The organism is Hymenobacter rubripertinctus (assembly GCF_003583925.1).
Lineage (GTDB): Bacteria > Bacteroidota > Bacteroidia > Cytophagales > Hymenobacteraceae > Hymenobacter > Hymenobacter rubripertinctus.
Map to the genome: position 1 here is coordinate 1 of NZ_QYCN01000055.1, position 16,147 is coordinate 16,147.

7 protein-coding genes and 1 pseudogene are annotated in these 16,147 nt (G+C 61.8%); all 8 read left to right on the forward strand.

Features of this window, described 5'->3' with window-relative positions; translation table 11 throughout:
• Positions 1-165: 165 nt before the first annotated feature.
• Entirely contained in the window at positions 166-3,300 is a 3,135-nt protein-coding gene (locus D0T11_RS20385; protein WP_147374761.1) for a hypothetical protein, read from the forward strand.
• Between the two features lie 62 nt (positions 3,301-3,362).
• Positions 3,363-8,201, forward strand: coding sequence for a hypothetical protein (locus D0T11_RS20390; RefSeq protein WP_119657660.1), 4,839 nt, complete (start codon positions 3,363-3,365; stop codon positions 8,199-8,201).
• Positions 8,202-8,269: 68 nt separating this feature from the next.
• Positions 8,270-10,699: a LamG domain-containing protein gene (locus D0T11_RS20395; RefSeq protein WP_119657661.1), complete on the forward strand. Its 2,430-nt coding sequence runs from the start codon at positions 8,270-8,272 to the stop codon at positions 10,697-10,699.
• Between the two features lie 124 nt (positions 10,700-10,823).
• Positions 10,824-11,306 (forward strand): hypothetical protein, encoded by a 483-nt coding sequence (locus D0T11_RS20400; RefSeq protein ID WP_119657662.1) that lies wholly within the window; start codon positions 10,824-10,826, stop codon positions 11,304-11,306.
• Positions 11,303-12,052 carry a LamG domain-containing protein gene (locus D0T11_RS20405; protein WP_119657663.1) on the forward strand — a complete coding sequence of 250 codons (750 nt, stop codon included), beginning with the start codon at positions 11,303-11,305 and terminating at the stop codon, positions 12,050-12,052. Before D0T11_RS20400 ends, D0T11_RS20405 begins: the two co-directional genes overlap by 4 nt.
• A gap of 365 nt (positions 12,053-12,417) precedes the next feature.
• A complete protein-coding gene (locus tag D0T11_RS20410; RefSeq protein ID WP_119657664.1) occupies positions 12,418-13,896 on the forward strand; it encodes a hypothetical protein in 1,479 nt (492 codons plus the stop codon).
• A gap of 89 nt (positions 13,897-13,985) precedes the next feature.
• On the forward strand, positions 13,986-15,326 hold the full coding sequence (locus D0T11_RS20415; RefSeq protein WP_182888522.1) for a LamG domain-containing protein: 1,341 nt from the start codon (positions 13,986-13,988) through the stop codon (positions 15,324-15,326).
• A gap of 188 nt (positions 15,327-15,514) precedes the next feature.
• A pseudogene (locus D0T11_RS20420) lies at positions 15,515-15,739 on the forward strand (recombinase family protein); the annotation flags it as partial.
• Positions 15,740-16,147 lie beyond the last annotated feature (408 nt).

The following is a 16,147-nucleotide window of genomic DNA, read 5'->3' on the forward strand; positions in this document are numbered from 1 at the left end:
AAGAGGCCTTAGCCTGGCAAGCCAGGCGCAACGTCGCCGCCACCAAAGTCAATTGGTCCTTCACCACCGAAAAGGCCCGCGTTAAGTTGAAAAATAGATACGCTCAATTGACCAAAGTAGCTGACGAAATTAAACTGTCAGAACACTAGCTCCCTGCGTCCCGAATTGTCACTTCAGCTCACACTAGCGGTGGAGGTGGAGGGAGGCGGTGCATCAATAGAGGAAGTAACCGTCCCGCTGGAGCTATATGGTCCCGGCGACGTGGTGGGCCTGACCCCGGCAGCCGTACTGCGCACCACGCCCCAGGCCGACGCGCAGAACTTCTCTCCACTGCATCTTTCCAGCATCGAGTTCCGGGAGGAGGACCTGCCCTGGCGCTACTCGCCCGAGGCCGTTACGACCACCGACCAAGTGCGGCCTTGGTGCTTTCTACTGGTACTGGAGGAAGACGAGTTCAACATCCTGCCTCAGAATGCGGCTCCGCTGCCCAGCATCACAATCAAAACCGGGGTGCCACTGCCCGATTTCAGCCAGCTGCCTTTGCTGGCGCACGTCCAGGTAAACCGGGTGCTGGATACTTCGTCGGCCACGAGCGTAGAGGAGTTTCTGGCCGGCCCGCTGCAGCAGAACCCCGCCCTGGCCTTCTCGCGCCTCTTTAGTCCGCGCCGTCTCAAAGAAAACACCCGCTACGTAGCCTTTTTGCTGCCCACCTACGAGGCCGGCCGGCGGGCAGGGCTGGGACAGCCGATTCAACCAGATCCGAATCAGCCAATTACGGCTACTACAGCCGCGTGGTCAGCCTCCCCCTCAAATGGGAGTATTACTGCCCCCCGGGATTTTCCGGTGTATCACCAGTGGTCATTCCAGACGGGCACTGACAGCGACTTCGAGTCGCTGGCCCGCCGCCTGACCCCCGCTAATACAACTCTGACGGGCGTTAATCAGCTCAGCCTCACGACACCGTTGGGGGCTGGCAGCGAAGCCCCGGCGACCTATACCCTGGACCTGCCCGGTGTGCTGGAGCCCCTGGGTACGACCACGCCGAACCTGCCCGGGCCCGTGGCCAACAGTATGTACCAGGCGCTGGCCCCCGGCTTCGTGCCGGGGCTGGTGGGCAGCGGGGGCCGGCCGGTGGTGGCCCCGCCGCTCTACGGCCGAGCCTACCTGCCGGCGGCCGCCCTGCCCGACCCGGCCGGTGGCAACGTCCTGGCCGCCTGGCCGGAGCAGGCCAACCTGGACCCGCGCTACCGGGTGGTGGCCGCCCTGGGCAGCCAACTCGTGCAGGAGCAGCAGCAGGAATACGTGCAACGGGCCTGGGACCAGGTGCAGGACGTGCTGGTAGCCAACCTGAACCTGCGGGGGCTGCAATTCGGCCTCGAAACGTCCGCCGCGCTACGGCGCCAGCATTTACCCACGGTCACGGCCAGTGCTGCAACCAACCTGGGCAGTGCAGAAGATACTGCCTTGCGCAGCAACTCCTTGGGGACCGATGCCGCTGATGCCACCACGCTGCCGGGCGGGCTGGCCAACTACGGCCTCCAGCTGACGGCGCTGGCCCAGCCTCGGGTCCGCCTGGGGGCTACAGGCCTGAGCGCCCGCGAAACCATCCGCCGCAGCAACGTGCCACTGGGCGCGTTCAGCCCCACGTTTCGCCGGCTGTTACGTCCCTTCGGCCCCTATCAGGTAAACCTGGCGGGCCGGCCCCTGCGACCCACGCAGCAGCCGGCGCCCGAAACGGAGCAAAGTCCGCTGGGCCCCGGCACGAGCCTGCGCCAGCGCGACGAGCTGCTGAGCCAGCTGCAGTCGGGCCAGGTGCGGGCCAGCGCCCCCAAAGATCAGCTCATCCGTGCTTACCAGTTCGACGACACGGCCCTCAACGGCCTGCTGGCCGACGAGCAGGCCGTGCCCACCGTGTTGCGGGTGCTCGACGAGCAGGGCTACCGGGAGGTAACCGACGCACAATTGTTAACGGAATTTGGCGCGGCCTTCTCCGACCTGCGTACCCGGACCCGGTTCCGCACCATCGACCCGGTTCAGCCCCGGCTGGACCTGAGCGCGCTCAAAGCGGGCATAGTGGCCGGCACCGACCCCGAACGGGTGCTCACTTCCCGGGCTCAGCAGGCACTCACGACCGTTTCCAAGTTCATCACCGGGGACTTCGAATCGGCCGACTTCGCGGCGGAAGACTTTCTGGTCGATGAAGTGCTGGAGGGCGTAACCATTGCCCAACCTCAACCTCTGCCGTTATCAGCTCCCCAGGAGTTATCGCAGGAAACCAGCGGTGACGCAGAGCAGGTGACGGTCAGCAAGCCCAGTGGGGGAGAAGAGTCAGCACTGCTCACCTCCCTAACCGGAACGGTTAGCCCCCTTAATGCTACCACATTCGGGCCACCCATCAAGTCGGTGCAGGTAGCGCCCGTTTTCCAGGATGCCTTGGGCGAACAGCTGCGCCGCCGCCATCCCGAACTGCTGCTGCCTGGCCTGGCCGACTTTCCGGCCGATACGGTGGCGCTCATGCAAATCAACCGCGCGTTCATCGAAGCTTACCTGCTCGGGGCCAACCACGCGCTGGGTTCCGAACTACTGTGGCGCGGCTTCCCCGTGGACCTGCGCGCCAGCTACTTCCGGCAATTCTGGGACGTGAGCGACTACCTGAACACGCTGCCCGTGGCGGAGGCCACGCCGGCGGCCCTGGCCCAGCGCGAGGAACGCCTGCGCGACGTGGCCCCGCTACTGAGCTGGAACGGGCGCATGCTGGGGGCCAACCCCGGGGCGGGACCCGGAGCCCAGGTGGTTATGGTGGCCCGGGCCGAATTGCTGCAGCGCTTTCCCAATACCGTCATCTGCGCCCAACCCGCCCGACTGATACCCGGCTCGACGACCGGCGAAATGGAGCCCGATCAGGACGCAACCAGGACCCGCTACCCGGTCTACCGCCTGCCCATCGGCCAGGACCTAGTGGCCCTGGCCTTCGACCTGACCCCAGCCGAGGCTCTGGGCGACGATCCGGCCCAACCCGAGGGCTATTTCTTCACGTTTCTGGAGCGTCCGGGCGAGCCCCAGTTCGGGTTGGATGATTCGGGCCCTAACGATACCAGTGCCATCCTCTCGTCCTGGAATAACCTTTCCTGGACTTACCTGGGCGTCGCGCCGGGGAGCAACCTGACGATTTCCACCACGGGCAAGCCCACCGTCAGTACTGGTTCCGTGCAACAGGTCACCAACAGTGCGCACTTGGCCTACGCTCTGTTTCAGCAGCCCGTCATGGTGGCCATTGCGGCCCGCCAACTCCTGGGCTGATCGCCCGGCAACTGATTGCCTACCCTGTTTTTCTGATTTTATCCGTTTGCCTTATCCTCTTCATGCAAGACCTAACTGCCCTTTCCACCACCTATCCCGTGCTGCTGTTTCCCGTGCGGGTGCAGACGAAGTTTCTGCCGACCGGTGCCGGGGGGCACGAGTTACGGGTCCGCTTTTATCCCGACCAAATCAGCCTCGACGCCCACCAGCCCGCCCTTAGCACGCAGGAGGAGCAGGCCGGATGGCGGTACTGGCGGCAGGAAGACGAGGCCTGGCAAGCAGGCGATACGCTGATCGGCCGCACGGAGCTCCACTCGCTCGGCTCTTGGCGGCGGCTGGTAGCGGCCTACGGTGCGCAGCGGGCAACGTGGATCGTCGAGCAAACGACGCCCACCAACCTGGCGGCGCTAACGAGTGCCCTCACGGCGGCGAGTGGAGGGGTACCGGACCCTACCTTTGCCGACCTACCCACTAACAGCATAGGTGCCGAGTCCGGGCCGGTAGCCCGGGCGCTGCCGGATTATTTTACCGTCACGCTCTATCAGCAGTACGACCAGGCCGCAGACCTGCCGGCCGATCCCCTGCTGCAGGCCCACCTGCTCGACCACCTGGCCGCCCCGTATTCGCGCGCCACTTTCCCGGAATCCACCACCGAATTCCTGCAGCCCGTCCAAACGGTGCGGGCCGCCGACATCCCCGCCGTGCTGCCCGTCGGTTTCCGCTTGCAGGAAGCCGGCAACACGGCCGTAGCCGATGCCAAAACCGGCCTCGACGACCGCATGGCCTGGATGGTGGACTACGACGAAGCGGTGCAGCTGGGACTGGCCGTCACCATTCTCCTGACCGAGAGCCAGCACGCCCGCGGATTCGAGCGGCTGGTAGTGCTGGGCGTGCGTACCGCGGGCAGCGCCACCGACCAGGCCCGCCTGATCGATGGGCTGCTGCAGGCCCACCAGCATACCGACGGCCTGGCCCTCGTGTCCCAGGGCACGCCCACTAATAACACCGACCGGCAGGCCTCGGGCTACGGCTCCACCGAGCAGTTCGACGCCGAGGCCACCTTTCCGCTTCTGACCCAGGCAATGGGCGCGGCAGCGGCGGCCACCACTGAGCGGCCCGACGGTCAGCGCCTGCGCGACGCGTTGGGCCTGGCCCCCGGTACGTTCGGAGCCGTAGCCGGGGCGCTGATGACGGACGGACGCGAGGCCATTGCCCTGAACAACGTGCTGTGGCCGGCGACGTACGGCTATTTCCTGGAGGAAATGATGCGCCCCGTGTTTTCGACGGCGGCCGTAGACTGGACCCGCAGCTTCTTCGCCCCCCACGTGCTGGGCCGCGGCCCGCTGCCCGCGTTTCGGGTGGGCAATACGCCCTACGGGGTACTGCCAACGACGCGTTTTTCAACCTGGACGCCGGCCACCTCCCTGGGCCCCTATGGTCAGCAGCTGGCCCGAACGCTGCGCCGGTTGGATTTTACCTGGACCGAGCGGCTCAACAAGACCGGCCGGTACCCGCAGAGCGGCCCGGCCGGCGTCCCGCTGCCCGCCGCGCCCGACGACTACCGCAACCTGCTCACCGTGCTGGGGACCGAGGCTACCTCGGGCGAATTCTACCAGCGCTATATGCTGGGCCCTAACCTGACGGACACGCTCAACGCCTTGGCCACGGCCCGCAACCGCTCCATCTGGCCCGCCGTGGCCGCCGCCGAAGGGGGCGCCTTGCCCCGCCGCACCCAGGGCCGCTTCGACGTGGCCGGCTCTGCGGCCAACCCGTTGTACCAGGAATTTCTGGGCCGCTTCGATGCCGACAATGCCTTGGGACTGGCGGGGGCCGGGCAGCCCCGCATTTTCGAGCAGGCATTTCAGAAGGGCTACGCCAAGCTGGCACAAACGTACGCCGATGAGCCGGCGGCTGCCCGGGGGCAGGGCGTGCTGGTGGATGCGTTCCCGTTCTCGGAAACCGAGCCGTTGCACCCTCTCCTCGGCACGCAGCTCAACTTCATCCAGTGGCTGGCCGCGCCCACTACCAGCTTTGACGATATCCGGCGGCAGAATTTCGCGGCCCTCTACCCGGACGGGCTTCCCGCGGAGTTCGTGGTGCCCAACTCGCTGCTCTACCACCTGCTGCGGCAGGCCGCGCTGCAGCAGTACTGGGACGCGGCGGCCCGGACGATGAACCTGAGCGCTGCGCAGCGGACCGAGCCCGAACTATTCAACGTGCTGCGCGCCGATACACCGCGCTGGCAGCTGCTCTACGACCGCCCGGCCCTGACCAACGGGCAGCCGCTGCACGCCTACCTGCGGGCAGGGGGCGGCCCCCAGGGCGGGGCCCTGGGCACCTACTTCCAGCAACTCGGCCAATTGGCCGCGCTGCCCACGGCCCGGCTGGAACGGCTGCTGACCGAGCACCTGGACCTGGGTAACTACCGCCTCGACGCCTGGCAGGTCGGCCAGGTCGGCCACCGGCTGCAGGAGCTGCGGCAAGCCAATCCGACGGGCCTGTTCTGCGGGGCTTTCGGCTGGCTGGAAAACGTGCGGGCCGTCGACCGCTCGGTGCCGGGCCCCGACGGGGTGCGGGAAGACCCCGACAGCCTGGGCTACATCCACGCGCCGGCGCCCAACCAGGCCGTCACCGCCGCCATCCTGCGCCAGGGCTACAAGTCCCGGCAGTTCACGGCGGATGCGGCCGACCCGGACGGCAACCGGCTGGCGGTGAACCTGTCCTCAGCCCGGGTGCGGGCGGCCCTCGCCATCGTGGAAGGCATCCGGGGTGGAGCGTCGCTGAGCGCCCTGCTGGGGCAGCACTTTGAGCAGGGGCTCACGCAAACCGCGGGGCAGGCCGGCGGGCAGCCCTACGGGTTTTTCCTGCGCTACTTCCGGCTCCGTTTCCCCTACGCGCTGGCCAAATCGTCCCTCAATAACGCGACGGCAGGCACCCCGCCGGCCCCGGAGCAGGCCGCCCGGCAGGTGGTCGACGGGCTGGTGCTGCTGCGCACGGGCACGGCCCTGGCCTACCCGTACGGCATCAGCCAGCTACCCGCCGATGCCGGCCTGGCGGCGGCCGTGGCCCGGCAAATCGTTGCGCTGCAGGACACGGTGGATGCGCTGGGCGACCTGGCCGTGAGCGAAGGCGTGTTCCAGGCCACCCAGGGTAATGCCGACCGGGCCGGGGCCATGCTGGAAAGCATTGCCAAAGGCAAGTTCCCGGTGGTTCCCGACGTGTTGGAGCCGCCCCGCGCCGGCAAGGCCCTGACCCACCGCTTGCTACTGCAGCTTCCCCCAACCGATTCGCCTTCCCTGGACCAGTGGAGCACCAACCGCACACCCCGGGCCCTGGCCGAGCCCGGTCTGAACCGGTGGCTGGCCACCTTCTTCGGCGACCCGTCCCGGATCCTGCTCGAATACCGGTTTACGCCTTCCCCGACAACCGACGCAGGCGCGGCGGAGTTGGGCTCCGACGGCAGCCTGTCAGAGCAACCCGGTGCCGAACCCGTCCAGGAAGGCCCGCTCACCGAAGCACCTGACCAGATAGATTCCGTGAACCTGGCCAGCTTACAGCTCCAACCGCTGGACTTGCTGTTCCTGCTCGACGGCACCGCGTTGCGCAGCGGGTCCGCCCTGGATGCCCTGCTGGCCGAGGCCGCCCGGGAGCAGCAGGCCGCCTCAACGCCCGAAGTAACCGGTTCTGTCGTGCTGGACTATACCACCGCCGGGGCCCTGGAGCTGCAACGCCTGCTGCCACTGGCCGGCCGGTTGCGCCAGCTGCTGGGCGGCAGCCGCACGGCCCGGCCCGAAGATTTCAGCCTGCCCGGCCTGGCTGATACATCCAACGGCCCCAGCATCGACGAACCGGAAGGCCGTGATCGACTTGTCGCTGTGGCGACTCTACTGCAGACGCTGGCCACCGACTTACGTCAGGCCGTGAACTCACCGCTACTGACTATAGCCTCGCGCCAAGCGTTGCGCAGACTTCTTTCCCGGGCCATTCTGCTGGGTATTCCGGAGGCCGTGACGGCTCTCGGAGCCGAACCCAGCCAGTTAGTGAGCGCCACCATGCAGGTCATAGCCCTGCTCACCGAACGGCTGGCGGCCTACGAGCGGGTCCTCAGTGGCTCCGAAGACCTGAGCCGGCGGCTTCCCGACGCAGCCCGGGAACTACTTGGCCGCGATTTTCAACTGGCGTTGCGGCTTAACTTGGAGCAGGGTACCCAGTACCGCGAGGCAGTGGATCGGGAAGCCGCGTTGCAAGTAGGCACGGAGTCGAATCCGCTGCTGCTGTCGGAATGGCTGCAGGGCGTGGCCCGGGTCCGCGAGTCGCTGGATCACTTAGACAAAGTATTGATGCTGCACGAGTTGCTGCGCGGCGATGAGCCAACCTTCCAGCCCCTCTCGCTGCAGCCGACGCAGTTGTCGGCCGGTCCAATTCCCACGCCCGAATACTGGCTGGGCCTGAATTACCCGGCCGATTATCCTGTCCCGGGAGATGTTATCTCACTGGTGCAGGTGCGCCCCGCGGGCTACACCCCCACGGCCTCTCAGCAGCACGTGCTCTGGCTGGATGAGTGGACCGAAACGCTGCCCGAACCGGACGCGACGACGGCCGTCGCCTTCCACTACGACCAGCCCAATACGGAACCCGCCCAAACCCTGTTGCTGGCCGTAGCTCCGCAGGCCGGCTCGGGGGGCTGGTCATTTGCCGACCTGCTGGGCACGGTCAATGAAACCCTGGACCTGGCCAAGAAGCGGACGGTGGAACCCGATGCGCTGGCCTTCACCCACCTGGCCACGCTGCTGCCGGCGCTGGTCGCGCCCGTGGCCCAGCAGGAAGCCACTTTCAGCCTGGATTTCCGCCAACTCACCAACCAGGCCCAGTACCAACCCAATCCCCTCTTACCCGAGTAAGGCGCGCTATTTCGTTGCGTTACGACTACTACTGATCCGGTCCTGCCGCCCCTTTCGATACTTTCCCTATGGCTATTGCTTCCCCCATTCCGGCCAGTCTGGCCCGTACCGTTATTGCTCACAACCGCCTGGAGCCCCGGCCCCGCAGTGCCGAGTTCAACCGCAGTCTGCGGGCCGAGGTGCGCGACGCGGTCTGGCTGCTGGCCCGGCAGTGGCAACTCGGCGAATTCCGGGCTGAAGACCGGGGCAGCCCGGCCTTCGCCGAACTATCGGCCCGCACGGCCCAACCGAATCGACTCCAGCTCGGCACCCACCCGGCGCAGGCCTACGCGCCGGCAACGCCCTGGGAAGCCCAGCTCCAGGCCGAGCCGCCGCTCGTCGAGACGGGACTACGCCTGCGTATGGGACAGGCCTGGCTGCGCCTGCTGCGTGAGCAGGGACTGGGCCAGTTCGCCGGCGCCTTTCGCACCCGCTATCCTCTGACGGCGGTCCCGATGCCGGCGGAAGGCGCGTACGACATCGCCTTTGCCCAGGCGCAGACCACGGAAGTGCAGGCTATTCTGCGCGCGGCCGGAGCCCAGGCCCTGGATGGGTACGCGTTATTCGAAGCCCTGCGGGCGGACCGCAACGCGGCCGGCACCGTGGTAGCCCAACCGATCAGCGAAACGACCCAGGCCGCGCTGGCGCAGGCGGCCACGAACTACGTGGATACCTATGGCCGGCTGTACTTCGACCGACCAGCTACTTCGGCCTGGTCGGTCCCCGAGCTGGCGTATGACTATGCGCTGGCTGCACCCGATGCGAGTGCGCCCGTCTTGCTGGCGGGCCAGACACCGGGCGGCAACGGCCTGCACTGGCATTCGGTGGACGAAGCCGCCGCGGCGGCCTATCCGGCCCTGAGCAGCGGGACGACGGGCAGTGCGGTTGACGTGCCGACCACCCGGTTTATCCCCACCGAAATCGAGTTTATCGGCTCGCCGGCTTCCCGCTGGTGGGACTTTGAGGACCACCGCGTGGATCTGGGCCAGGTAACGGGCGACTCCTCCGACTTTGGGCGCATGCTGCTCCAGGAGTTTGCCTTCCTCTACCAGAATGACTGGTTCAGCGTGCCCTATACGGTCCCGGTGGGAAGCCTGAGTACCGTGACGGCCGTAGTCATTACCGACGTTTTCGGCCAGTCGTACCGGGTGCATCCGGCCGGGGTCAGCCCGGCCACCGAGCCGGAGGACCCCGGCCGCAAGCTTGACGACGATGCCGGGCGCTGGGGCTTATTCCGGCAGAGCCCGGCTGGGGAGCGGACGGCTTCCGTTCCGCGACTGCTGATTCCCCACGCGGCGCTTACCCCACTCGTGGGCCGGCCCGTGGAGCAGGTCACGCTGCTGCGTGAAGAAGCCACGAACCTGGTCTGGGCCGTCGAGCAAACGATTCCCGATGGCTTCGGCAATGGCATGGATGGGGCCGGGGCCGCCGCCCAAGTAGCCGAGTACCTGCGCACCCGCGCCGCGTCGCCCGCGGTTACCACCGCGGCCTATACCTACCAACTGGCCAACAGTGTGGCCGAGCACTGGATTCCGTTCGTGCCGCGCCCTGATGCGACCGGCTTATCGTACCTGGAGCAGGGGGAGATTCCGCGTCAGGTAGCCGGGCTCTCCCTACGGGCCGCGGACCAGACCATTCAGCCGCGCACGCCCCTGTTGCGCCAGGGGGGGAGTCAGCCCTACCTCATCCACGAGTACCGGGTACCCCCGACCGGGGTGCGGGTCGAAGGCGCTTACCGACGGGCCCGGGGCCTGGACGGCAGCGTGGCCCTGTGGTACGGCTACCAGCGGCTGCCCACCAAACCGATGGGCGGCAGTGGCCTGCAGTTCGATACGTTGCTGCCCGGCAGCACGTCCAGTGCCCCATCTGCTTCTCCCGTTGCAGCCAATACGGTTCAGGTACTGCCCTATGAGCAGAATCAACTCTTCAACCTGGATCGCTACGATCAATATCTAAGCGTCCCGCTACCCGCGCTTCCTACGCTTACGGTCGCCTTCTGGGTAAATGTGGCGGATGAGTCTTTTGCAGGTAATTGGCGTTACTTGCTCGACGCCCGTAATCTGCGGGACAATACCTGGTTCGCGTCCCTGGGCATTGGGTCTGAGTGGACCTGGTACCTGGATGGCATCCCGAATACGGCCCCGCAACTATCGGGGACTTTGTCACTCAATAACTGGCACCATGTGGTCTTGACGACCGGGGCCACCCAGGCAGGCGAACTGCTGCTTAACGCCCGTTACACGCGCAACGAGTATACCAGTCCCGTACGCTACGCCGATTTACGCGTCTACAGCCGCGCATTGCTGGCGAGCGAAATAGCGGATCCGACTGGCAACTGGTCGCCCAACGGTCAGGTTGCGCGGTTGAGTTTGGCCGCCGGTCCCCGGCTCACGCCTTCGACGCTGCAGGCCACGGATACCAGTGGCAATGGTAATCCCGGAGTACTGGAAGGTTTCTGATCTGTCCTTCAACGAGTACTGCTCCGATCGAACTGTCGGCGCGGACCAGTATTCACTGAAGGACAAACGCAGGAGCGGGGATATGACTTCTGTTTAATTTGCCACTAGTTAATCAGCACATAGCATGGCACTCAAGGATTTCGACCAGCTCGTTGATGAAATCAATCAGGCGGTCCATACGGATGGCCCGCAGGGCAAAACGACCGCCGATGGCCTCAACTCGGTCCTGCAAAGCTTGGCGAAGGAGCTAACTGATTTGCCCCAGCAGGTAGCGCCGACGCCGGACAGCACCGGTAGTACGACCTATTCTGTGCTGCCCTACGCCCCCATCATCACCCTGGACTTGGCAGGGGCTGCCTTGCATAGCTTGGCGGTGGCCGGCAACCTGACCTTCACCGAAACGACCAACAAAGCGGCGACCCGCAGTAAGGTTATTCGCCTCGTGGGCGATGGTAACGCCCGCACGCTTACGTTTCCGCCGGCCTGGGTGTTTGTGGGCGCTGCGGCCCCCACTGGATTAGCAGCCGGCATGACGGCCATTCTGACGCTGACCTGCTTTGGCTCGACGGAGGAGGACATCGTGGCCGGTTATGCCGCTCAACTATGATTGGCCATTCGTTTCTCAACGCCGGATTCACCGGTTTGCTGGCGGCCCGGCAGCCGGCCCCGGCCGGCCCTCTTCCGGTGGCGGCCCGGTGGGATTACGATCCCCGCGCCATCAGCCCGGATGGCGGCAGATGGCCTAATATAGGTACCGAGTCGGGGCATGCCTTAGTTGCCAATGGCCGTCCGGTAGTGGAAGAGCAGGGTGGTCCGAACGCCCGGCCCTGCGTGCTTTTCGCCGATGGCAGCTTTTTCGACGGGACTGTGGACCTAGACATCCTCGGCAACGCGCCTCGTACGCACCTGGTGCTGTTCGAGAGCTCCGGCACCACTTACATCGAACTCATGGGCTGGGGGCAACAGGGCTATGCTCATATGTATGACAGCATGATTTATATCAATCTGGTCATTCAGCATTTCTACGGCTATCAGAACTATTCCGAAGCGGCCGTGCGCGTCGGCTCCTGGAATGCCTGGCTGGTGCGAACGACCGAGTCAGTCGGCGGCAGTCAGCGGATGGATCTGTGGCTGAATGACACGCACACCAGCACGGGGGTCCAACTCGACACGTTGCCCAGTGCGCTACGCATCGGTTCCGGGCACTACCAAGATTACGTAAGTGAGCGAAAAATTGCCCGGGTCCTGATTTGGGACCGGGCGTTGAGTGACGATGAAATTAGGCTCATGCAGGAATGGGTTGCCTCAACCTACGGCTTGGATTGCGGTCCGGCAGTAGGCCAGGCAGTTTAGTTTCAAAATGCTGGTAGTCCCGCAGATTGAGGTAAGGGGGATTTACTGCCCTTTTTCCTATTTAAAGCTCCTTAAATCAGTGATACTTTAAACCAAGGTGTAACTGAACAATTGAGCCAAACCCATTCCTCAAGCGACTGCAAAATATACCAGGCGACGATGCATTTATCTGGTCGAGCATTAGCCTAAAAGTAGGCCCAACTAAACGAATCGGTCCTTGCACCACACCACAACTTCGCCTCTTTACAAGAGGCATTAGTTAACTCCTTCGCCCTTGCCTTATCATCTGCAAGTGTACAATTTCCAAATTGCATTCTTGACCTACTGCAAGTATTCCTGTAACCAACTCAGATTTTATCGAACTTATGGAACGTAAAACACAAGAGCAACTCCTCACTGAACTTAACGCGAACATACGGAGTGCAGGCAACGGAAGTAAAACGACAGCTGATGATGTACGACAAATCCTGACCAGTCTAATTGCCGAATTATTTAATCGCACGGAGGAACCCATAAACGATGGCACTTCGGGATCTGCAATCGTTATCGAGCAGGACCTAACAAGCAACTCTGCTTTGACAGTACCTAGTGTTGCAGCGGTAAGAAATGCGTTTGATGCTACTAACTTCGGTGCTGTCTACAATAGCATTGCCGATGCTATCACCAGCGCGTCTGTACGTACCTACTATGACACGGCGCAGCTTGCCATCAACGGCGCAGGAGAGGGTGGTACGGTCAACATTTATTCAACCAAGTACAGTACACCCACAACGCCGGGCGGCGCGTTCGCTGGTCTGAGCTTCCCCGCCCAGACATTGACCATCAATATGTATGGTCTGGCCTTGACGTCACCCGACGCCAATACTGACATTCTGGTTTTTCGTGGTGGTTTCAAGACCATTTTCAATGGTTTCAACTCGACTGTTATAACCAATTCAGCGCTGGCAGGTGACCCGAACGGTATTGGTTGGACGATCTGGGGCCGCGGAAATCCCGGAATGGACTTAACCATTAACAACCTGGATATAATACTTTCAACCATCAACTCGACTGGCTTTGTCCTCAGTTCGGCTGGTACGTACAAATACACTGGCAACATTGACTTGGCACTTTCGCCGGTCTCCTCAACCGTTTCTCGGAATCGTCAAGCCATTTATATTGCCAGCCCCGGTGTACTCGATTTCTTCGGAAAAGGAAATATCACGGCGCGGGGTTTTGCTCCTGAACTGAATGTGAGTAAGAATCCTGCGTTGAATAATTGTATTTTTGACATCAGGGGTGCAACCAATAATATTTATTGGGAAGGCAATATCAATGCTTACGAAGACGTAATTATCAAAATGGTTGCCGGTTCAAAACTGGAATTAACCAATGGCGTTTTGAATGCCAAAGGTCGGGTTGATGGGTATCCCTTATTCAGCAGTAGCACTGGTACGGTTGTACTCAATAACTATTCGATTCTTTGCAACGCCGGGGAGGAAGCCATCCGCGCTGACACAGTTATTTTACGGGGCAACTCGGTGGTCGTGGGCAACATTGTTGCCACCACTATCATCGATGAGCGTCCTGTTGCAACGGGCCACATTACTGGTGGCGTAACATCCATACTGGAATTCATCTTTGAAGCTGAGACTGCTGATGCTTTTGTCCGCACGATGGGAGCCTATCAAGCGGGCGAGTACCAGACCAACTCTCTGCAAAACGTGGCCACGGTAGCGTACACTATCAACAACGCAGCTAGTCCCGCTACATTGCCATTTACCCTAGGTATTGGCGACAAACTGGAAGTACGCATTACGCGGGAAAGCATGACACAAGCCGCAGCCGTTATACTGCAGAACTGATGCGCAGAACCACGTATTTCAGCAACCGTACTAACCCTCTCTTACGAGCGGTGCGCTTTCCATTCACACTCTCCAACAGGGGCGGAGCCATGTTGCCGCCTAACTCCTCTTATACTATCGAGACATGGTTCAAACTCAATGCCTGGACCAATGCTCCCTCTGTGTTCGGGGGTACTCATTCTGAAACGCATCAAAAGCTATTTCTCGGCAGCAGTTTTCAGTTCCATATTACCAATAATGGTACCGACATGGGAGTTCTCGGGTTTGAGAGTTTCAACGGAGGCAGCATTGAGACGCTTGCAATAGTACCCGTACAACAGTGGGTGCATCTGTGTTTGACGTATGATGCTACTAACCTGCAAGGCACTATACACCTCAATAATGCACTAGTTGGTCAAGGCAGTTTCAGCGCTCCGCAACAGCAATTTACGGGCTTAGATCTAGGCCATATTGGTAGCAATCGGTCAGTCAGTAACATGAACGGGCAGATGGACGAAACCAGAATATGGCCTTACGTACGTTCAGCGGAGCAGAATGCTGCAAGCTGGCAGCGTCCCAACTACCTATTGCCTGACCTGCCTCAGGCTGCCGCAGCGTGGGGCTACGAAGACCCAATTCCATCTAATCCGGGCTCGTGGACCGGTTTTACCGATGCGAGTGGGCACGGACAGTTCCTTATGTCCAGCACAAACCAGTATGAGGGGAGCCAACCCGTGAGCACAGTCCCTTTCCAAGCACCCGCAGCCTGGAACCCCACGCGGTTGGGTAGTACCCTAGCTGCATGGTACGCTCCCGACAGCGCCATTTTAAGCCCCGATAATCGGGTTATACAATGGCGCGATAAAACTGGTCAACATGGTGACTCCGAGCTACGAAACGATGTTCAAGCACCGCTGTTACTCAACGGCAGCATTCACTACACGGCCAATCGCTACAGCGGTTTGCACCATACCATCGATATTCCTTCAAGTCAGTTAGCCCTCCCACAACCGTTTTCTATTGTAGTCCGGGCCAGAATTGATGGCAATGAAGCGGCACCTGGAGCAACTGATTACTTATTTGATGGATACAATAATTCGCGTACGCTCATCACTAACAATGGAAGCGGGGCCAACGACGAGCAGTTTTACTTCGGGGTAGAATCGGGTAGTATGTACCCCGTTAACATTTCCCGCTCCACTTGGCAAGGGCAGTGGCATACTTACGCCTTGGTTGTGAATGGCCTGAATTCTACCTCCTACCTGGATGGTAACCTCATTGCCACGAGTGACATTGGCCAATCGGGACTAAATGGGTTACGTTTCGGGGCCAGATTCAGCAACGAGCACGGTTTGAACGGTGAGTTACCCGAAGCCATCATTTGCAATGAGGCCTTAGATGCAGCTCAAATACTTCAGATTCATGCTTATTTGGCATTAAAGTATTCCTGAAATTCAAATCCTCCTTTACCTGTACAATCCCAATCGGGGGCAGTGCGGGAGTGAAAATCGCACTGTGTAGGGTGGAAACAGTTCAGTAAACCTGTACAGGGAGCAAAGTTCAGAAAATGAGAACTTACCGACGATAAGACTGAACTTTACCAGATAAAAATCGGCTACGCCCGTGTCTCGATGCGCTTACTCAGGCTGGGTGCCAGACCATCTTCCAGAAGAAAGTCTCCAGAGCTACCAGGGCCTGGTCCGCTCTCGACAAGCTGCTGACCAGCCTGCGCAAAGGTTATATGCTATACATCTACAAGGTTAACCGGCTGGGCCACCATATCAAGCATTCGCTTGATATGGTGGCCGAATTGGAGTTTAAAGGCGTGGGGTTCGTCTCACTCAACGACACCATCGCTGCCTAGCCGCCGCGTGGGCCTGCGGCCGGGTGGGTGGTGCGGGGCTTATCCGAGCAGACTCAGCGCACGGTGATGGTGGCCGAAACACTCTACAGAGAACAGCAACTGGGCGTCAACGAGATTGCCCAGCGGCTGCGCATCTCCGAAGTCACGTTCAACAAATACCTGTGCCTCCGGGCCTCTTCATTCGCAATCATCGGCAGGCAACAGCAGGTGTACCGAACGATGAAGTTTTTCCCTGCATGTTAGCGCAACTTGCGCAATCGGGGTTCTCGTTACAACGGGGCGAAAAATTACGCTAAGCCTCAGTTGGCTTCGGCATGCCGCCGGTGGGAACACCTAAATGGGCGAGATAGCGGTAAATGGTAGCGCGGCCGACGCCGAGCAACTGGCCGATTTGGGCCACGGTCTTGT

Coding starts and splice junctions, on each gene's coding strand:
- D0T11_RS20390 (WP_119657660.1), top strand. CDS start 3,363: ATGCAAGACCTAACTGCCCTTTCCACCACCTATCCCGTGCTGCTGTTT.
- D0T11_RS20395 (WP_119657661.1), top strand. CDS start 8,270: ATGGCTATTGCTTCCCCCATTCCGGCCAGTCTGGCCCGTACCGTTATT.
- D0T11_RS20400 (WP_119657662.1), top strand. CDS start 10,824: ATGGCACTCAAGGATTTCGACCAGCTCGTTGATGAAATCAATCAGGCG.
- D0T11_RS20405 (WP_119657663.1), top strand. CDS start 11,303: ATGATTGGCCATTCGTTTCTCAACGCCGGATTCACCGGTTTGCTGGCG.
- D0T11_RS20410 (WP_119657664.1), top strand. CDS start 12,418: ATGGAACGTAAAACACAAGAGCAACTCCTCACTGAACTTAACGCGAAC.
- D0T11_RS20415 (WP_182888522.1), top strand. CDS start 13,986: ATGTTGCCGCCTAACTCCTCTTATACTATCGAGACATGGTTCAAACTC.